Source organism: Mesorhizobium subarcticum, from assembly GCF_055456085.1.
Window position 1 is genome coordinate 328,781 of sequence record NZ_JBVBEG010000002.1, and the last position, 18,611, is coordinate 347,391.

Below are 18,611 nucleotides of genomic sequence, written 5' to 3' on the forward strand. Positions count from 1 at the left end.
TTGCCGAGGTCCGGATGAAGCAGACCGCGGCAGATCTCAACGACGCGTCGCAACCGCTCTTCAAGATGATGAATCTCATCCGTTTCTCCGGCGAAGACCTGCGACAGACCATCGTTCCGTCTCTCGACGGTCTCATCGACTGCGGAGGCGTAGCCTCCTATACCGAAGAGCTGCTGTGCAGCTTATCGAGCGCAAGGGCCTCAAGATCGCCGCCGCCAGATGCGATGAAGTCAGGTGGTATGAGATCGACACCGAGGCCGACCTGCGCAACGCAGAGGCGATGTTCATCACCGCCCGCGAAATTTGCTAGCCGTTTCGAGCCTGGAGACCGATTATGCTTCGCTACCTCGTCGACCCTGCCAATGCGATAACCACAGTCGGTTTGCTGTGCTCATCGGTCTCCTTGTACCTCGCGCTCAATGGCCAGATTGAGATAGCGGTCGCGGTCGCTTTGTGGGCCGTTCTTGCGGATCATTTGGATGGGGTGGTGGCCGGACGCACATTGAATTGCCATCCGGATGTGGCGAAAATGGGCAAGAGTCTCGACGGGTTCGGCGATATAATTTACGGCGCGATCCTTCCTGCCGTGCTGATCCTGCAGTTGAACGGGGTCTCGCTGCTCTCTCTATTTATCGCCTCTGCACTTATTCTGGCTGGTGCGATCCGGTTAAGCTACTTCGCAAACTTCGGAAAATCCGAGGACGGCTGCTTTGCAGGGGTACCGCTGTCTTATGACATTCCCTTGCTGGCGGCGCTGGTCCTAGTCCAGCCTTTCATGGCCCTGGAGATATTCGTTCCTGTCATGAATGTCGTTTTCGTTCTTCTTAGCATTGCCCACGTTGCTTCAATTCGTGTGCCTTCACCCAACCGGGCGATGTATCTGGCGATCACGGTCTTCGCGATCTGCGCTTCGGCGATCCTGCTTCAGCGGGGAGTATCGTAATGCGGTCGCACCTTAACCATCGGGCAAATGCATCGACCTTCGGCTTCCACGCCGACCACGCGGCAGGGGACATCTACCGTTCTCTCGGAGTAGAGCCACTCATCAACTGTGCGGGCGTGCGTACGAATTACGGGGCAAGCAATCCAGCTCCAGCGGTAATCTCGGCGATGAATGCCGCTGCGGAGGCATTCGTCGACCTTGATGAATTATCCGAGGCTATCGGAAAAAGGCTTGGTGAATTGACCGGCGCCGAATGGGGGCTGGTCACAGCTGGGACCGCGGCGAGCCTTGCACTCGCCACCGCGGCCTGTATCGCGGGGAACAACCCAGAACTGATGCTGCGCCTTCCGGACACATCGGGGCTTCGGAACAAGGTCGTCATTCCAGCTGACCATCGTTTTGCCTATGAGCAGGCGATCCGGATCGCCGGCGCCAAGATTGTAAGTGTGTCGTCAGCCAAGGAACTGGCGGCTGCATTGGAGGATCAGGCTGCAATGGTCTGCCTGCTCGGCCGGAACAGTCGCTCGCCAACACTCCTGGAGATGATTATTGCAGCTTCAAAGGCGAAGGGGGTTCCTATCCTGATCAACGCCGCCGGGCTTTCACCCGGAAGTCCGGATTCCTGGATCGCGCGTGGCGCCGATCTGGTTGTCTATGCAGGCGGAAAATACATCCGAGGCCCTCAGTCGACAGCAATCGTGCTCGGCTCCAAACGCCTCTGTCAGGCGATGTGGTGGAACAGCGCACCTCATCAGGCTTTCGGCCGCGGCATGAAGGTGGGCAAGGAGGAGGCAGTCGGCGCTGTGGTGGCCCTCGATAGATGGATCAATTCTCCAGAAGCAATGCAGGAACGAAGCACCTGGCTTCCACGGTTGGAACGCATTGCGGCTCATCTCTTTCCAGTTTTAGGCGTCGAAACCCAGGTTCTGACCTGGGCCGGCTCCGTGACGGCCACCCGGCTGAAGGTGTGCTGGGATCAATCCATCATCGAGTGCAATGCGGAAGAACTCAGGCAGTCGATGCTCCGCCAGAGACCTCGTATTCTGATCCATGACTTCTGGTCGACGCCGAGTTCCATCACGTTGGACCCAGTAAACCTTTCCGACGAAGAAGCCGAGATCGTGGGGAGCGCGTTGGCGTCTGCGTTGTCGAATCCAACGGAGACTTTACGGACTCAAACAAGTGAGCCGGCGTCATCAGACTTGACGGGCATTTGGGTGGTCCACGTCGCGTTTCTTCACGGCTCGGCGGTCCATCACCTTGATCTCAATCAGATCGGCAAAGCGGTCTCGGGGTGTCACACCACGGACCGAGGGGCAGGGCGGGTGGAAGGTGTCTTCACCGGCGATAACTTCGAGCTCGCCGCAGAGCACGAAAACACGCCCATGTGGCTGTTTTATCGCTTCATCGGAAAGGTCGTAAATGCTGACGAGATTGTCGGGATCGTTGAGGTTGGCGCCGCGGCACCCGAACATCTTGGGCCAGTTTTCAGATCACAGTTTGGGACGGGAAGATGGCGCGCGACACGCGTGCGGCCAGATCGCCAGCGGCCGGCGTCTCGAAGGAGGACGACGTGACAATTGAGAGTTGTAACGACCAATTCGAAAATCCGACGCGCCTATCGGGAAAGGTTGCACTTGTCGTCGGCGGCTACGGCGCGATTGGGACAACCATCTCCGAGGTTTTGGCTAAAGCTGGAGCGACATGTGTCATCGCGGGCCGTGATGTCTCGCGAGCGCGCGTTCTTGTCGGTTCCCTCAATGAAAAAGGCTATTGCGCGGACGGAGTGGAGATAGACGCGTGCGATGTTCCGGCCGTTCGTGAAGCAGTTGCGTCCATAGCATCGCGACATGGCGCAATCGATATTCTCGTCAATTGCGTGGGCTACCATAAAGAACAGAAACTGCTCGACGTTACGGAAGACGCCTTCGACGAGGTCTATTCAAAGACCTTACGAGCAGGAATGTTCCTATCGCAGGCGGTAGCGTTCCACCAGGTGGCCGCCGGAAAGGGTGGCAATCAAATCCACCTGCTTTCCGTACGTTCATCCCTCGGGTTCCGAGATAGAGGATATAGTTCGATGTGCGCATCGAAAGGTGGCCTCGCAGTACTATTGAAGCAGCAGGCAACTGAGCTGGCGCCTTATGGCATCACAGTAAATGGCGTTGCTCCGGGCGCCGTACGCACACAGAAGAACGAGAAAGCGCTCGTTGACGACCCCGCTGCATTGGGACAGGTCGTGCGTAACATCCCCCTTGGGCGCATGGCCATACCAGATGATGTGGCAGGCGCAGTGCTGTTCCTGGCATCAGATCTTTCGCGGTTCATTACGGGTGAGACCCTCTTTGTCGATGGCGGCCTAACAGCGTGTCGATAACTGCATTCCTTTCCGCTCACTTGATCTGCGTTCTGCGTCGGCAAATATATCAGCCATTTTTTCCCGCTTTTTACAAATTGTGCTGCTACCGCGATAGCGCGTCCTCTGAATAGAGCGCAACAATTTATGTCGTTTTTTTGAACAACGTACACGGAGAACAGGCAATGACTATTGCTATAATTGGTTCGGGGATTGTCGGCGCATCCATTGCTTACCACCTAACACTAGCCGGGGAAGCAGTGTCCCTGTACAACAACAGCCCTCCCGCAGCGTCAGCTACGGCATGGACTTTTGCTTGCCTCAATGCCTATGGCCACCTCGACCGAGGAATGGTCGAGACACGGATGGCGGCAATCGCCTACCAAAGCGAGTTGGCAAAGCGCATCGGTGCAGACCGGCTACTTCACCAGAATGGGACACTGCGCATCGCCGTCAATGATCAGGACGCCGACGCTATGATAGCAATGGAGGAGATTGCGCGCGACGTCGGTGTGGAAATCAGAGTTCTCACCGAAAATGAGTTGCGCGGATTGGAACCGTCACTTCCATCGCTGTTCAGGCCCAAGCGCGCAATACATGTCCCTTCAGAGGGCTGGAGCGACGCGCTGAAAATGCGCAACGTACTTCTTTCCCAAGCACATTCAACCGGCCTTTCGACGTGGCATGAGCGCTATGTCTCCTCCATTTCTATTCTCGACAACGGTGTATCGGTCGTCTCGCCCGATGGGGCACAGGTATTTTCGAGAGCGATTGTCTGCGCAGGCGTCGGAACCAACAATCTGGTTCGCAGCGCTGGCATAGCGCATGATGTTATCCGTTTCCATCCCGGACTGCTATGCATCCTTTCTCCGACTCTGGGTCGGTTGAACCATGTTCTCTACTTCAACAAGTTCCACCTTCGTCCTCACGATGAAGGCACTATGGTAGGAATGCATGAGAAAATCACTGAGAACCGCTTGTTTGTTGACGAGGACTTGCGTCGAACTTGCGTCGACGAGCTTTTGGATCGCACCCTGCTAGTTTTTGCAGACGCCTCTCTCTCCGACGTCATTGATGCGCAAATCTCCATCCGCCCAATACCGACCGACGATCAGCCGATCTGCGGGTTCGTAGATCCAGAAAAACGTCTCGGTGTCGCCGTCATGCATGGAGGAGTGACCCTTGCACCCTATTTGGCACACATGTTGGTTGATCAATTGGTGAACTCTGACGTGGCGTCGCATCCACCTAAGTTCTCACCACTACGCACTTCCCTCGTGGAGATGTCGAAATGACATCTGTGAACGGACCACTCGCAGTCCCAGAGGCACCGTTGTTAGTGCTTCCTTTCGGCATAGGCGTACGAGCCAGCGACAGAACGCACGCGCGAGCTCTGGATTGTCGCTGCGATCGACGGCATAGGCCCGATACTGCATCCCGCTTGGCGTGCGCGAGTTTGGAACGACCTTGAGCAACCCGTTACGCACCAGGTTCCCGACAACGATTTCCGGCGCGACAAGAAGGCATTTGCCAGTGGTCACTGCCGGGAGCGCCAAATAATGATGATCGTATCGTGCCCCCGGTTTGATGTCGTCCGAGGACAAGCCATGTGCCTTTAGCCAGGTCGGCAGAATATCGGGCCGAGAGGTAATGGTGAGGATCGGCAGCGATTTGGCGATTGCCACTCCCTTTCCCGTGACATGGCCGGGCGCCCCGACACACACGAGGTGCTCATGATATATCTCCCAGTGGTCTGATGGTTCGACAAGCGCGAGGTCACGCGTGACCAGCACATCAAAGCCAGCTGTCGAGGATGGCAGCGACAGTGAGCTCATCACGTCAACCACGGCACCTCCCATTTCGGTAGAGAATTCCTGGAGGTTTGGGATCAGGAACGTATAGGCAAATGTCGGCAGGGATAAATTGACCACAATGCGATTGACCTCATGGCGCTCGCGTCGGCGCATCCGTCTTGCCGTGAAAGAGATGTGGTCGAGTGGTTCGGCAACGGAATTGGCGAAGAGCCGCCCGAAATCGGTGAGCTCGGTATATCGGCCCTGACGCTTGATCAGTTCCGCGCCGAGATAGTCCTCCAGCACCGCCAGATACCGACTGACAGAACTTTGTGTCGTACCGAGCGCCGCAGCCGCCTTAGTCACACTCCTCTCGCGCGCGATCATGGCGAACGCCCTGATTGCGTTGAGGGGCACATCCCCCACCTCTGATCCCATCGTCTGGACGCTCCATTTAATAAACACACAGCCATCGAATAATGACGTAGCTCAATCGCATTACTAGATGTTTGTCACAGATTTGTTACGTACGACCGATATCCCGCTTCCACAAACGAAAAACGATGTCGCGTCTGCAGGATTGGGCCTCATGAAATTCCTTATTGCAAGCTTCGACGGGCTTCGCCCCGATCTGATCAGTCCCGAGCTGACACCCAACATCTCTCGGGTTAAGGCGATGGGCACCACGTTGTCTCGTCATCGAACGGTCTATCCGAGCGAGACGCGGGTTGCGTTCCCCAGTCTGGTGACCGGCGCAACGTCCAGCAGGCACGGCATGGTCGGCAACAAATATGTCGATCGAAAAACCGTGCCGCAGTTTTATGTCGACACGGCCGATGCGGTCCTGATCGATCGATTGAACCGCGAGAGCAATGGCGGTCTCATGACGGCGCCGACACTGGGTGAGATCCTTCACAAGGCGGGAAAGAGCCTGGCCGTCCTCGCCACCAACACGCCCGGAACGACAAGGCTCTTCAACCATCAAGCTGAAGGCCTCGGTCATCTGCGCTTCTCCGGCCACTTCCCGGAGGCGTGTTCGCCGAAAGATCTCTTGGAGCAGGCCGAAGCTCAGCTTGGACCCCTCCCGCCGAATCCCCCCAGGGTGAGCCCGACACCGAGGGGCAGGTTTGGATCACGTCAGCATTTCTAGATTTCGTCTGGCCGAGGCTGCAGCCGGATGTGACTATCATTTCCTACGGCGAACCCGACACCACCTCACATTTCCATGGCACTGGTTCCGCGACGACGCGCGACATTATCGCATTCTGTGATGCGCAGTTCGGTCGCGTTCTTGACTGGTGGGAAGCTCATGGGCGTGACGCCGGCGTCCAGATCATCATTGCTTCCGATCATGGACACATCACGGCGCATAGCCGCGTGTCAGCGCTGGATGAATTGAGGAGCGCCGGCTTCCGTCCCGGCATTGCGCCGGATGTCGATGTCGACGTGGTGGTCGTGCCCGGTCAGGTCGGCGCACTCTATCTTGCGGACAGATCGGAGACTGCGGTTGCGCACTTGGTCGAAGTGCTCACCCATCAGCCTTGGTGCGGCGCGATCTTCACTGCCCCTCGCAACGACCTCGAGGGTATTGCCCCCGGCAGCTTTGCGAGCACGCTTGCCTTCATCGATCACGAGCGGGCACCCGATGTGTATTTTGCCTATCGAGCCGACGACACCGTTGATGAATTCGGACTGGTCGGCGGCACCTGGTATGACAATGCCCGTCGCTCCGGCCTCGGCGTCCACGGCGGCTTGCACCCCAAAGAACTAGCCTGTGTCGGAATCGTCGCCGGAACGGCATTCAAGTCCGATGGTGGCGGTTCGGACATCCCCTCCGGCATCTGCGACTTTGCGCCGACCATCCTGAACCTGCTGGGGATCTCCATCCCAACTTCGATGACCGGCCGCGTACTGAAGGAAGCGGTGGCGGGCATCACGGAGTCGCCTGAAGTCGTACCCGAAGTTCTGGAAACGGGGCTCGGTTCGTATCGACAGGTGCTCCGTCGTGTGCGCGTAGAGGATACGATCTATCTCGACGGTGCGACCGCGGGCGAGGCCTCCGTTGCGGGAGTCACCTCACCGTGAGCGCAATCCATATCCAGAATATCCGGAAATCCTTCGGCACGACATCCGTGCTGCGCGATCTGTCGCTGGAGATCGCCGATGGCGAATTCCTGACGCTTCTTGGGCCGTCCGGTTGCGGAAAATCGACACTGCTCAGAATCCTCGCCGGGCTCGAGGTGCAGACCGGCGGCTCGATCGCGATCGGGGACCGAGTTGTTGATGGCGTTCGCCCCAAGGCGCGCGACATCGCCATGGTCTTCCAGTCCTATGCGCTCTACCCGCATATGACTGTCGGCCAAAACATGTCCCTGCCGCTCAGGATGCGGCGACTATCGGTTTGGCAGCGACTACCGATGATCGGCCGGTTTCTATCGGGAACGAAGGCGACAGGCTCCGAGATCGAGCGCGATGTCACCCGCACGGCAAAGGCGCTTGGCATCGGTCACCTCCTTGCGCGCAAGCCCGGCCAGCTCTCCGGCGGCCAGCGCCAGCGTGTCGCCGTTGGCCGGGCCATGGTGCGTGAGCCTGCCGTGTTTCTCATGGACGAGCCGCTGTCCAACTTGGATGCCAAACTCAGGGTCCAGATGAGGGCCGAAATCAAGGAGCTGCATCAGCGGCTGGGCGTCACCTTTGTCTACGTCACTCACGATCAATCCGAAGCGATGACGATGTCCGATCGCGTTGCCGTGATGCTCGATGGTGAGCTGTTGCAGGTCGCGACGCCGCAGGAAATCTACGCCAATCCCGATGATCGTCGCGTGGCTGAGTTCATCGGCTCTCCGAAGATCAATATGCTTGACGCGAAGTTGCGTGATGTCGGGCTTGCCGACGCAGCCGGCACGACCTTCACAGTAAAGGTTGGTGGTTCATCCGGATCGAACCTGACCCTCGGCATCCGTCCGGAGGCATTCCATCTCACCGATGTGGCCGGCGCGAATACCCTGACCGGCTCGGTTCGTCTTGTCGAGCATATGGGCTCTGACCTCTTTGTGCATCTTGCCGTTCCCGGGAACGATCATGCCGTCATTGCCAGGCTGCTTGCCGAGAGAGCGCCGCATATCGGCACGGGACAGACCTTGCATCTCGGCGTCAAGCCGGAGCGCCTGCTCTTGTTTGGCGCCGACGGTCGACGTTTGCGCCCGAATGATGATGCGGGCGCGACCTTGCTGCGGATGAAGGAGCACGTGCAATGAGCAGCGCCGCTTCCACTGCAATCAAACCTGCCGGCTCTTCGGCAGACCGGCCCGACACCCGCAAGGCGCTGCGGTATCACAGGCTCGCCGAAACATTCGTGGCCTGGTCATTGGCCGGACCGGCGCTCGTCCTGCTTGTCGTCCTGTTCTTCCTGCCGGTCTTCGCCGTCTTTGGCATTGCCCTGACCGACTGGCAGTTCGGCGCCAGCAGTCTCTCCTTCGTCGGCCTCGATAACTTCAAGGAAGTTTTCACCGACGAGGGCTTTCGCGCCTCGCTGATCAACACCATCCTCTATGTCGCCATCGTCGTGCCCGGCACAATCATCCTCGGCCTTGTGATTGCGCTTCTGATCGAAAGCGGCAAGTCTTGCCGAGCCTTCTACCGCGCCATTCACTTCCTGCCCTTCATGGCCACGCTGACCGCGATGGCGATTGCATGGGAGGCACTGCTGCATCCCACCATCGGTCTCGTCAACCAGACACTCGCCGTCTTCGGATTGCCGACGGCCAATTGGCTGCGCGACGAGAACACGGTGCTGCCGGTCCTTGCGGTCATCGGCATCTGGCAAAACCTCGGCTTTGCCATGGTGTTGTTCCTCGCCGGGCTCAAATCGATACCACAGGACCTCTATGACGCTGCCGACATTGACGGCGCTGACCTTTGGCTCGACCGGCTGCGCACTGTCACTCTGCCGATGCTCGGGCCGGTCTCCATGTTTGTCTTCATCGTCGTGGCGCTCAGGGCCTTCGAGACCTTCGACACAGTCCAGGTGCTGACGAAGGGCGGTCCAGGTCATGCCTCGGAAATGCTGCTGTTCACACTCTATCGCGAGAGCTTCCAGTACCTACGCACCGGCTATGGCGCCTCAGTAGCTGTAGTCTTTCTATTCATCGTCGTAGCCCTGACGCTGATCCAGGCCCGCATCATGGACAGAAGGGTGCACTACCAATGAGCACGCTCCGCTTCGCTTTCCCTTCCGTCATGTTCCGCCATGCGGCTCTGTTGATCACAGGCGCGCTAATCTTGATCCCCTTCGTGTGGATGATCAGCCTGTCAATCAAGCCGCCGGGCGAGATTTACCGCGCGTCCTTTTCTTTGTGGCCAGAGCAGTTCTACGGTCTGGAGAATTACTCGCAAGCAATCACAAAGGCGCCCTTGCTCCGCTACATGCTGAACGGCGTCATCGTCTGCGCCTCCATTCTGGCGCTCCAGATCATTGTCTGCGCACCGGCGGCCTACGCATTGGCCAAGCTTCATTTCCCCGGCCGGAACCTGCTCTTTGCGCTTGTGCTGGTCGGGCTTCTACTGCCGCACGAGGTGCTGGCGCTGCCACTATTCATAATGGGCTACCATGCCGGTGTTCTCAACACCTATGGGGCGCTCATCATACCCTATGTGGTGTCGCCCTTCGGGATTTTTCTGTTCCGCCAATTCTTCAAGACGATCCCGGACGATGTTGTCCATGCGGCTCGGCTTGATGGGCTCTCAGAGTTCGCGATCGTGTGGAAGATCATGGTGCCGATGGCGCTCCCGGCAATCATCGCCTTTGGCATTTTTTCAGTCGTATCGCACTGGAACAGCCTGTTTTGGCCGCTGATTGCCGTCCGCTCCGAGCACCTGATGCCGCCGCCGCTCGGCATCATGGCGTTCAAAAACGAGGAGGCCGGGAACGACTACGGACCTCTTATGGCGGCATCAACCCTAGTAATCGTCCCGCTGCTTCTTGCTTTCATCAGTGCTCAACGCTGGTTCGTAGCCGGACTAGCTGGAGGGGCAGTGAAGTAAACACGGTCATTCAACAAATGTGATCGCCATTCGGCACAATTCTAAACGACCTAATATGGAACGGAGAACAACATGTACAAACCGCGACAGACTATCCTCTCAGCGGTTACAGCTGCGTTGCTGCTAGCATATCCAGTTACCCCCTCTTTCGCAGATGAGGGAAACATTCGAGTAACCGCGGCGTCATCCGATCTGAATGCGATGTGGGTTGAGCTAGCTAAAGAATTCGAGAGAACTCATCCCGGAATAACAGTGGAGCTGGATAACACTAACCGTAGTTACGATGATCTTGTTCAGTCTACCCTTCGTGATGCCCTGACCAACTCCTTGGCTGATGTATCTTTTCAAGGCGCTAACCGCATTCGTCCTTACACAGATCGAAATCTCGCTGTCCCTCTCAATCAGTTTTTGGATGCAAACGACGGTGTAGACAGGAAATCAATGTCACCGTCCGCCGTTGAGATCGGAGCATCTAACGGAGACACGTATGCCCTCGGTTTCGGTGTTGCCGTGCCTACCGTATTCTACAATCTAGATCTCATTGCCCAGGCTGGTGGCGATCCAGAACACCTACCTACCACTTGGGAAGAGATCATCGAGATTGGCAACAAAATTACGCAACTTGGCGACAATAACGTAGGCATAGTCTTCCAGTACGACAGTGGAGATTTCTTTTGGGACGCCCTCCTTTTTAGCCAGGGCGTGAACATGACGAACACCGAAGAGACGGATATAACTTTCGATGGCCCCGAAGGACTAAAATCTCTGGCAATTCTCAAGGAGATCGGCATCTCTGGGCAAGCTGCAGTCGATATGACCAAAGATCAGGCGCGTACCGCTTTTGCAGCGGGCAAGGTCGGCATCATTTTCGACTCAAACTCAAATCTCCCGCGTTTTGAAGAGGCCAGTGTAGGTCACTTTGCTATAGCGACGGGCGGATTTCCACTACTGGCACCCGAGGCAAAACTTCCCGCAGCGGGCTCGATCGCCATGATGTTTGCGACCGACCCGAAGCAACAGCAACTCGCGTGGGAGTTTCTTAAGTTCGCTACCGGAGCGGCTGGCCAGACAATTGTTGCCCAAAAATCTGGCTGGATACCGGCTAATGACTATGCAATCCGCGATTCAGAAGAGCTTGCTGCGCATTTTAAATCGAACCCGAATTATGGGCCGATCCTTGCTCAGGTCTCATTGCTCAAGGGTTGGTACGCATTCCCAGGCACGAACTCGGTAAAGATTACTGAGCGGATTGTTGAAGGGATGCGCTCCGTTATTGCGCAGAAGGCATCGCCGGAAGACGCGCTCTCTAGTATGGCGGTGGATATCCGCAACCTACTGGATCAATAGTAGTCTCCGAAGGAGAAGACCAGTGAGCCATCGACGCGGGGAATTGTATCCTGGCGAGACGGTAAGACTCAGCCAGAATATGCAGTTCCTCGATTGGTCGAAACGAGGTCAGAAAGGGCGTCCCATGGTGCTCTTTCTGACAGGCGGGGGGCACTTGGGGCGAATTGCTTACGGATATCCTAGCGGTGAGCCCAAAGATTTTTTAGCTTATTGGCTTTCACGTGCAGGATTCAGCGTGATCGTACCTTCGCCTCCAATCGACCATCCGGTGTTCGACCATCCTGAATCCGGACTCGACATTGCAGGGTGGACTGAGGTGTTGATCGACCTCGTCGAGGAGAAGGCGATTACTTGGAGGGTACAACCTCGTTTGGTCGTTGTGGCATGGAGCATGGGCGGGCGTTTCGCAAGCCGTCTCGCCGTGAGGGCTGCTGCAAGAGGTATCGCGCTAGAAGCCTTTGTGGCTGTCGCGGCGACTCCTCCAATACCTGGTCTTGCACCAGTCAGGCTCGACGAAACCCCAATAACTGAACAGGGTTTTCGCCAGTTCGTCGGTGATCCAAGACAAAACCATGTCAATCGAGTTAGCGACAGCTGGATGCGGTCTCTCTCGGAGCAAAACACGTTGGAGGGACGCACAATCATTCCCGCTGAAATATATTCAGATGAGTTCATCGGAAACTCGCCACTAAATCTCCACGGGGAGACGTTGCGATGGAACGGCCGAGAAACTGAGGTATCGTACGAAGCCGCCAAGGCCGATCTACTTGCGATGGACTTTCGTGGAGGTCCGTTGTGCAGTGTAATTTCGCCAAAGTCGATTAGCGATATTGCTCATGTGCTGACGGATGTGTCAAACTGGTCGTTTTACAATGCGAACGTGATCGCGGGGCGTTTGACGCATCAGGATCATGCCATTGTAAGCAGGTTAGGTGAAATACTCGCTTTGCTTCCGCGACGGCTCGCCCGGAGCATAGCAGGAGGGCACTTACTTTTCGTTGGACGTAAGGGCGCCGCCGCGACGGCAAACGCTATTGAAGACCTTTGGCGTGAAACCATGAGCGTCGAAACTGAACTACAAACCATTGGTGCCAACCGGACCGGTGTAAAGTATCAAAATGCAGATAGGAAAAATTATGACCAGCAATAGACCAGAAATAAGTCTTATCCGTTCTAGCCCGCCGGCCATTGAGGGCTTAAGTGAAGCATTGAGTAATGCGCTCGTAAACATTGCCTCCAGCGCAAACTGCGGCTTGCTGATCGAGGAGCATCGATTTGGCGGTCTGCCCGCCGATAAACAAGCGGCCTCACGATGGCTGGAGCGGCGGTTTGGCGAAGCCGTCGATCCCGATAGAATCATAATAATGGCTAGTGCGCAAAATGCGATGGCTATTCTTCTATCGTTTCTCACAAAGCCCGGTGACGGTATAGTAGTAGAGGACCTCAGCTACCACGGTTTCCGGACGATCGCGAGCTTCCGGGGGAATGTGCTATTCCCCGTTGAAATGGACGACGAAGGTGCCTTGCCGGACGCCGTTGCTGACGTTTTCTCCAAAAGCCGTCCCAAGGTCGCATTTCTCATGCCGACAATCCACAACCCTACTACAGCGATTATGCCAGAGGACCGACGTATAGCGATTGCTGAGCTCGCGAGAGAACACAATGTTACTTTGATTGAAGACGACGTCTACGGCGGTCTTTTGCACGATGCACCGAGGCCGATTGCTGCCTTGGCTGGAGATGTGACATGGCATGTCACAAGCTTCGCCAAGACTATCGGCCCGGGCTTAAGAATGGCCTATGTTGTGGCTCCCACGCCAAGCATCGCAAAGTCATTCATTACTTCGGTGTACGGTACCTCATACTGGTTTCCGACCCCACTCTCTGCTGAAATCGCACAAAAGTGGGTACATGATGGCACCATGGCGCATCTGTCCGAAAAGGTTCGACAGGAAGCAATGGACCGACAAGAGATCGCTATGCAGTGTCTTGAGGGGTTTCGCTTGAAAACCAAGCGGGAAAGCCTTTACTCATGGCTTGAGCTACCTCACGATGTTGACCAGAAGTTCCTCATAGACGAGGCCGCGAAGAAACGCGTTATCTTGCGCCCAGGGAAAGTGTTTGAGGAGAAAGAGGGCGCATCTGAGGGGCACATTCGTTTGGTATTTGGAAGTCCGGATACCAGAGAAGATCTGAAATATGCCCTAGATACTGTGGCTGGCATCATGAAACAGCAAAGTTAGGCCGAGGACATGTAACTTGCGGCCGGGCGCGTGTCAAAGACAACAATGACAAATACTGTCGCCCGCCGCGTCTATACCTGTTAATGCAGGTGCTTCGGCAACGTATGAGGTAGCAACGTCCGGAGATCTGCGTTTGGTGCGCGGAAATTCCAGTAGTTCGATTGGTGACGGGTTCCAGGGTCGAGTCCAGCTGTTCGATCCGTTTAGCGCCAACAAGGACCGAGGTCACTACTGGCTGGTGTAGCAGCCAAGCGAAGACCCCTCGAGACGCCGTGCGTCGCCGCGATGCTGTCCAGCACGGGGCACAAATTTTCCACCCCGTTCTTCGTTGATGGGCGGGAAAGCAACGGTCTTGCGCCGGCCCTCGCTGCCGTTCCGGTATTTGCCTGACAGATAACCGCCTGCGAGCGGCTCCAGACCATCAATCCGAGCCGTGTGGGCAGTGAGCAGGGGCTGCGATTTCGCGCGCTATTCTAGATCACGGCCGATTCGCTTCTATTTGGACAGAAATATCGCCGTAGCGCTCGACGGGGCGTTGGTGCACGGATCTTTTATTGGTGTGGGTTTAGGCAAGCGGTCACCGCAATAGCCTTTGTAGCGTAGCCATGCCTTTCAAACACAATACCAGCCGCCGCCATCATATTGAGGAGATGAAGTTCAGGGTGACGAACTGGCCAGAATATGAGGCAGGACTTCGTCATCGCGGCAGTTTGACCCTGCGGGTGACGCCGGAAGCCCTGTCCAGGTGGCAAGCGCCAAGACGCAAGACACGTGGCGGCCAGCACCGCTATTCTGATCTGGCGATCGAGACCACCTTGACGCTGGGCCTTGTGTTTGGCCTGCGGCTGCGCCAGGCAGAAGGCTTGCTGGAATCGGTGCTGCAACTGATGGGGCTGGCGCTCGCTGTCCCCGATCATACCACCCTGAGCAGCCGTCGGGCGCGGACATGGCAATCGCCCAACAAACGGCATGATCGCCAGGTTGCGCCGGAGGGACCAGTGCATGTTCTTGTCGTCAGCACCGGCCTGCAGGTCTACGGCGCGGGTCAGTGGCTGGAGGAGAAGCACGGCGCCAGATCCCGTCGCAGTTGGCCCCCGTGGGTCGGTCAAAATCCCCCGGGTATGGTCACTTGAAACTCCCCCACCTGATGATCACCGGCAGCGCTACTGAACATCGGTAGCCGGTAAGGCAGGACGTTTATTTTCATCCCCTTTCATACAGCGAGGGGACCGGGAGTTGAACGTCTTGAAGGCACATCTGCAAAGCACCGTACTAACATTACTTGGGCACCGTAAACTTAACGCTGTGAAAACAAGATCTGGGAGTGAGGCTTTGGTTCATTCGGCGTGAAGGCGCGCGATTTGGCGCCATGCTTGCATGGCAGTTGCTCGCAGTTCTCGATGGTGGGTGGATGGAATATCGTGGCGGAACGTTAAAGAGGTTGGCGATCGGGTCGTGGACGGAAACGAAACGCTGAAGATGTCGCGCTGACTTGAAGCGCTTCATGATCCTCTCCCGCCGTCGGACGGGTTGATGAGAGTTCTCCGCCCGATTGTTCAGGCCCTTGTGCGAGCGATGCTCGACGCCTGGCATGATCTCCCGCTTCGCCGCACCGTAGGATCGAAGCTTGTCGGTGATCATCACACGCGGCGAACGGCCTTGCCCTTTCAGAAGCTTTCGCATCAAGCGCTTTGCCGCCTTGGCATTGCGACGGCAGCACCAACACGTCGAGAACAAACCCGTCCTGATCAACGGCGCGCCAAAGCCAGTGTTTCTTTCCACCGATGGTGATGACAACCTCATCGAGATGCCATTTGTCGCCGAGCTTGCCGGCCGATCGCTTCCGGATATCATTGGCAAAGTGTCTGCCAAATTTCTCAGCCCAAAGTCGCACGGTCTGGTGAGAGACGATGACGCCACGAGCTGCCAGCATATCCTCGACCATCCGCAGGCTGAGCGGAAACCGGAAATAGAGCCAAACGGCATGGGCAATCACCTGCGCCGGAAATCGGTGGCGACGATAAAGAGGATCAAGGGAAAATCTGGTCATGCCGCCAGATCCCACATTTTGATCGATGCCCGGTTAACGTTACGGTGCCTCACCGCCATGTCGTACGAAATTCAAGTATGCATTCTGCAGCGTCAAAGCAACGGACCCCGGCCGCCCCTCAGCGACCTTCTGTGAATCGATCTGCACGACCGGAACAACGAAGAACGTCGCGCCTGTCAGGAACACCTCAGACATGTGGTGAAGTGCGGAAAGAGTGATGGGCTCTTCCCGCACTTGGAGCCCCAAATCCTTACTCAAGGGCAATTACCCGCCTTCGGGTGATACCCGGGAGTATTATCGGGCCTAGAGGGTGCGTCCAAAGAGCACCCTGATTGTCCACACCGAAGACGGTGGTTGACCCTCCTTCCGTAACAACCCCGCCCTCGTGGAGGATTGCCTCTCCAGCTCCCATCTCATGGGCTCTCGACTTCGCCAGAACCTGTGCCAGGAGGGAAGTCGACTTTATATCGCGACGCTTCCATCGGAGGTCTTCGACCAAGGCCGCCGAAATCCCCGTGGCAAGCCTTGGGTCCGTATCGAGCGCCTTTGCTTGGACAAGGCCAAGGATGGTCGGCGGCTGACCTTCGCTCGGCACAAAATCACGTTCCATCACACCCCGCGTGACCTGAATGTAGACAGTTCCGGTATCGACAGGATTCTCAAAGATCAAACGGTGATGGATTGCTTGCCAGTCCGCGTCATCTAGCCGCCTTAATGCACGGCGATAAGCTTTTGACGGCCTGAAGCGACGCTGTGGTCGCCGTTGCGGTGCTTTTCCACGCGCCTCGTCAGGCGCCGGAATTGCTCCGTCGTGATGGCAGGCGGGGGTTTGCAGGTTGCGGTCAGACGGGTTCGTTTCGGGGCGTCTGCGCCCCATCGTTATGTCGCGAGTTGGGGGATGCGATCGAGGACGATGCGCAGGATGCGCTGGTCGGGGCACGATGTCGGCAGGTGCAGGCGGATTTGCGATTTCATCTCGACCACCCGCGCAGCGATTTTGATGAGGCGCAATCGCAGCGTGTCGAATTGGGCGACGGCAAAGCTCGAGCGCCTCGGCATCGCGGCCCGCAAGCCCCACATCAACCAGTAAGCACCGGCATGCAGGAATAGCCGGAACTGGTTGGCCGTCGCTCTGGTGCAGGATGTGCGGTCGGCGGCAAGATGCGTCTTCCACGACTTGATGTGGTTCTCGGCCGCGCCGCGCCGGCAGTAGACATCCTCGTAGAGCGCCTTGGCCTTGCCACCGGCAAGGTTGGTGACGACGAAGCGGGTATCGGCACCTTGGGCGCCGACCTCGACCCGCGCGATGATGCGCTCGACGCGGCTCCAACTAGCGGCGCCGTCAACGAACTCCTTGAACCTGCGGACCTTGCCTGTCTTGGCCGACGCTTCGAAGCGCGCCGTCGTGCTGGCCTCCAGATCCGCGACATGCTTGCGCAGGGTCGTGGTGGGCGCGAGGCCAAAGATGAAGTCGACGTCGTTGGCGCGGCACCAGTCGATGACCTGCGGGCTGCAATAATGGCTATCGCCGCGGAGCAGGATTCGAATGTTCGGCCAGTTGATCCGGATCGCCCGCACCAGACGGCGCAGGTGGGGGCGGATCTCAGCCCCACTCGGCCGCTTGGCCGGTCGCAGGATCGCGCTGACGAACCGTCCCGCACCATCGAACACTACGATCGGCTGGAAGCCGTACTCGTCATGGTGGGCATTGAACAGGCGAAGCTGTTGGCCTCCGTGCACAGCGTCGAAGGTGTCGTCAATGTCGAGTACGATCCGCTTCGGCACCTGCCGGAACGAGGCGCAATAGAGATCGACCATCGCCCGCCCCATCGCAACCAGCTCCCGCACGCCGGGCAGGTTCTCCAGCCGGCACAGCGTCGATTGCGACGCCAGATCCCGACCCGACGGCAGCGCATCCTGGGCCATCTTGAAGACCGGATCGCGGCGCAGCCGGTTGCCGTCCTCGTAGCCGGCGGCAATCATCTTCATGCGAAAGCCGATCATGTCCGCCAGGCTGTGGACGACCTGGTCCGGGCAGCGCGGATCGTCGATGCAACGCGCCAGACGCTCGGCCACCCGCAACCGCTTTTCCACCTCGGCCAAAGCCAGAACGCCGCTGTTGGACGACAGCATGCCGCCGTCGAAACGGGCGACGACGGACTTGCCGCCGACTGATGACAAACCGCTCAGCGGCAGCGTAAGATCGTTCATGGTGGGTGTGGTCTCCGGGAAATGGTTCGGATCGGCTTAAGCAACCAAATCCTAAGTCATTTCAACGGCTTGCGCCACATCCACCAACCCCCATGAATTTTTCAGGCTAGATCGACAAGGATGCCGACCTGCGCAAGCGATGAGCGTAAGCGGGACAAATGCGCCTCGAAATCGACCATGCAGCGATTGACGAATGCTGTGACCTCATAAACTCCATCTCCGAGATTGAAGCCCCGGTCGAATATCGGCACGCGCGCTTGCTCCAGCGGAATATAGACCCCGTTCAGATACGTGATCCGGCCGACCCCTAAAGAGTCGCTCGTCATCATTGGCGTCCGGAAATCATAGCCCCTCGACCGCGCATGCCGAGCCATGCAGCGACGCAGCGAAGATTGTCCCGACCAGGGTGGTGCGTAGTTTCATTCTCATCTTCTTGGCCTTTCGCTTTCGCGGGGCTACCGGAGGAACCGCGGTGCGACGCTGAGTAATGGCCGTCCACGACATATCTGTGACAACTATCGCATATTACGATCACGAAACGATATTATCCGATGGATCAGTTCCTTTTGCGTAGAGGAGGGAGATGACATTACTGACTGACGTACCGCGATAGGCGGTCGACGCG

General features: G+C 57.4%; 18 protein-coding genes and 2 pseudogenes. 14 read left to right on the plus strand and 6 right to left on the minus strand.

Annotation, left to right across the window (positions count from 1 at the left end; genetic code table 11):
* Window positions 1-175 precede the first annotated feature (175 nt).
* From ACZYHG_RS33410 to ACZYHG_RS33430, 5 genes are all read left to right on the plus strand, one after another.
* Entirely contained in the window at window positions 176-310 is a 135-nt protein-coding gene (locus tag ACZYHG_RS33410; protein WP_464615265.1) for a hypothetical protein, read from the plus strand.
* 24 nt (window positions 311-334) lie between these two features.
* On the plus strand, window positions 335-943 hold the full coding sequence (locus ACZYHG_RS33415; RefSeq protein WP_464615266.1) for a CDP-alcohol phosphatidyltransferase family protein: 609 nt from the start codon (window positions 335-337) through the stop codon (window positions 941-943).
* Window positions 943-2,520: a hypothetical protein gene (locus ACZYHG_RS33420; RefSeq protein WP_464615267.1), complete on the plus strand. Its 1,578-nt coding sequence runs from the start codon at window positions 943-945 to the stop codon at window positions 2,518-2,520. The genes ACZYHG_RS33415 and ACZYHG_RS33420 overlap by 1 nt, the downstream gene beginning before the upstream one ends.
* On the plus strand, window positions 2,517-3,320 hold the full coding sequence (locus tag ACZYHG_RS33425; protein ID WP_464615268.1) for an SDR family NAD(P)-dependent oxidoreductase: 804 nt from the start codon (window positions 2,517-2,519) through the stop codon (window positions 3,318-3,320). The genes ACZYHG_RS33420 and ACZYHG_RS33425 overlap by 4 nt, the downstream gene beginning before the upstream one ends.
* 164 nt (window positions 3,321-3,484) lie before the next feature.
* Window positions 3,485-4,594 (plus strand): NAD(P)/FAD-dependent oxidoreductase, encoded by a 1,110-nt coding sequence (locus ACZYHG_RS33430; RefSeq protein WP_464615269.1) that lies wholly within the window; start codon window positions 3,485-3,487, stop codon window positions 4,592-4,594.
* Here the strand turns inward: ACZYHG_RS33430 and ACZYHG_RS33435 are convergent.
* Window positions 4,562-5,530, minus strand: coding sequence for a LysR family transcriptional regulator (locus ACZYHG_RS33435; RefSeq protein ID WP_464615270.1), 969 nt, complete (start codon window positions 5,528-5,530; stop codon window positions 4,562-4,564). The genes ACZYHG_RS33430 and ACZYHG_RS33435 overlap by 33 nt on opposite strands.
* 67 nt (window positions 5,531-5,597) lie before the next feature.
* Here ACZYHG_RS33435 and ACZYHG_RS33440 point away from each other — a divergent pair, with 67 nt between their 5' ends.
* The 9 genes and pseudogenes from ACZYHG_RS33440 to ACZYHG_RS33480 form a co-directional block, all read left to right on the plus strand.
* The gene (locus tag ACZYHG_RS33440) at window positions 5,598-6,242 is read left to right on the plus strand and encodes an alkaline phosphatase family protein (protein WP_464615271.1); all 645 of its coding nucleotides are present in this window, start codon (window positions 5,598-5,600) and stop codon (window positions 6,240-6,242) included.
* Window positions 6,243-6,271: 29 nt separating this feature from the next.
* On the plus strand, window positions 6,272-7,177 hold the full coding sequence (locus ACZYHG_RS33445; protein WP_464615272.1) for an alkaline phosphatase family protein: 906 nt from the start codon (window positions 6,272-6,274) through the stop codon (window positions 7,175-7,177).
* Window positions 7,174-8,349 (plus strand): ABC transporter ATP-binding protein, encoded by a 1,176-nt coding sequence (locus ACZYHG_RS33450; protein ID WP_464615273.1) that lies wholly within the window; start codon window positions 7,174-7,176, stop codon window positions 8,347-8,349. Before ACZYHG_RS33445 ends, ACZYHG_RS33450 begins: the two co-directional genes overlap by 4 nt.
* A complete protein-coding gene (locus tag ACZYHG_RS33455; RefSeq protein WP_464615274.1) occupies window positions 8,346-9,302 on the plus strand; it encodes a carbohydrate ABC transporter permease in 957 nt (318 codons plus the stop codon). Before ACZYHG_RS33450 ends, ACZYHG_RS33455 begins: the two co-directional genes overlap by 4 nt.
* A complete protein-coding gene (locus ACZYHG_RS33460) occupies window positions 9,299-10,135 on the plus strand; it encodes a carbohydrate ABC transporter permease (RefSeq protein ID WP_464615275.1) in 837 nt (278 codons plus the stop codon). The genes ACZYHG_RS33455 and ACZYHG_RS33460 overlap by 4 nt, the downstream gene beginning before the upstream one ends.
* A gap of 72 nt (window positions 10,136-10,207) precedes the next feature.
* On the plus strand, window positions 10,208-11,482 hold the full coding sequence (locus tag ACZYHG_RS33465) for an extracellular solute-binding protein (protein ID WP_464615276.1): 1,275 nt from the start codon (window positions 10,208-10,210) through the stop codon (window positions 11,480-11,482).
* Window positions 11,483-11,504: 22 nt separating this feature from the next.
* Window positions 11,505-12,632, plus strand: coding sequence for an alpha/beta fold hydrolase (locus tag ACZYHG_RS33470; RefSeq protein WP_464615277.1), 1,128 nt, complete (start codon window positions 11,505-11,507; stop codon window positions 12,630-12,632).
* Window positions 12,619-13,725: an aminotransferase-like domain-containing protein gene (locus ACZYHG_RS33475; protein WP_464615278.1), complete on the plus strand. Its 1,107-nt coding sequence runs from the start codon at window positions 12,619-12,621 to the stop codon at window positions 13,723-13,725. The genes ACZYHG_RS33470 and ACZYHG_RS33475 overlap by 14 nt, the downstream gene beginning before the upstream one ends.
* Before the next feature lie 605 nt (window positions 13,726-14,330).
* Window positions 14,331-14,816, plus strand: a pseudogene (locus tag ACZYHG_RS33480) (transposase); the annotation flags it as partial.
* Between the two features lie 246 nt (window positions 14,817-15,062).
* Here ACZYHG_RS33480 and ACZYHG_RS33485 read toward each other — a convergent pair.
* The 5 genes and pseudogenes from ACZYHG_RS33485 to ACZYHG_RS33505 all read right to left on the minus strand — a co-directional run bounded on the left by ACZYHG_RS33485 (window position 15,063) and on the right by ACZYHG_RS33505 (window position 18,315).
* A pseudogene (locus ACZYHG_RS33485) lies at window positions 15,063-15,775 on the minus strand (IS6 family transposase).
* Window positions 15,776-15,814: 39 nt separating this feature from the next.
* Window positions 15,815-16,039 (minus strand): aminotransferase class IV, encoded by a 225-nt coding sequence (locus ACZYHG_RS33490; protein ID WP_464615279.1) that lies wholly within the window; start codon window positions 16,037-16,039, stop codon window positions 15,815-15,817.
* Window positions 16,026-16,652, minus strand: coding sequence for an aminotransferase class IV (locus ACZYHG_RS33495; RefSeq protein WP_464615280.1), 627 nt, complete (start codon window positions 16,650-16,652; stop codon window positions 16,026-16,028). Before ACZYHG_RS33495 ends, ACZYHG_RS33490 begins: the two co-directional genes overlap by 14 nt.
* Window positions 16,653-16,654: 2 nt before the next feature.
* Window positions 16,655-17,986 (minus strand): IS1380 family transposase, encoded by a 1,332-nt coding sequence (locus ACZYHG_RS33500; protein WP_464615281.1) that lies wholly within the window; start codon window positions 17,984-17,986, stop codon window positions 16,655-16,657.
* Window positions 17,987-18,087: 101 nt separating this feature from the next.
* Complete coding sequence (locus ACZYHG_RS33505; RefSeq protein WP_464615282.1) at window positions 18,088-18,315, minus strand: hypothetical protein; 228 nt, start codon at window positions 18,313-18,315, stop codon at window positions 18,088-18,090.
* Between the last annotated feature and the right edge of the window lie 296 nt (window positions 18,316-18,611).

Coding starts and splice junctions, on each gene's coding strand:
- ACZYHG_RS33415 (WP_464615266.1), top strand. CDS start 335: ATGCTTCGCTACCTCGTCGACCCTGCCAATGCGATAACCACAGTCGGT.
- ACZYHG_RS33420 (WP_464615267.1), top strand. CDS start 943: ATGCGGTCGCACCTTAACCATCGGGCAAATGCATCGACCTTCGGCTTC.
- ACZYHG_RS33430 (WP_464615269.1), top strand. CDS start 3,485: ATGACTATTGCTATAATTGGTTCGGGGATTGTCGGCGCATCCATTGCT.
- ACZYHG_RS33435 (WP_464615270.1), bottom strand. CDS start 5,530: ATGGGATCAGAGGTGGGGGATGTGCCCCTCAACGCAATCAGGGCGTTC.
- ACZYHG_RS33440 (WP_464615271.1), top strand. CDS start 5,598: ATGTTTGTCACAGATTTGTTACGTACGACCGATATCCCGCTTCCACAA.
- ACZYHG_RS33455 (WP_464615274.1), top strand. CDS start 8,346: ATGAGCAGCGCCGCTTCCACTGCAATCAAACCTGCCGGCTCTTCGGCA.
- ACZYHG_RS33460 (WP_464615275.1), top strand. CDS start 9,299: ATGAGCACGCTCCGCTTCGCTTTCCCTTCCGTCATGTTCCGCCATGCG.
- ACZYHG_RS33465 (WP_464615276.1), top strand. CDS start 10,208: ATGTACAAACCGCGACAGACTATCCTCTCAGCGGTTACAGCTGCGTTG.
- ACZYHG_RS33475 (WP_464615278.1), top strand. CDS start 12,619: ATGACCAGCAATAGACCAGAAATAAGTCTTATCCGTTCTAGCCCGCCG.
- ACZYHG_RS33495 (WP_464615280.1), bottom strand. CDS start 16,652: ATGGGGCGCAGACGCCCCGAAACGAACCCGTCTGACCGCAACCTGCAA.
- ACZYHG_RS33500 (WP_464615281.1), bottom strand. CDS start 17,986: ATGAACGATCTTACGCTGCCGCTGAGCGGTTTGTCATCAGTCGGCGGC.
- ACZYHG_RS33505 (WP_464615282.1), bottom strand. CDS start 18,315: ATGATGACGAGCGACTCTTTAGGGGTCGGCCGGATCACGTATCTGAAC.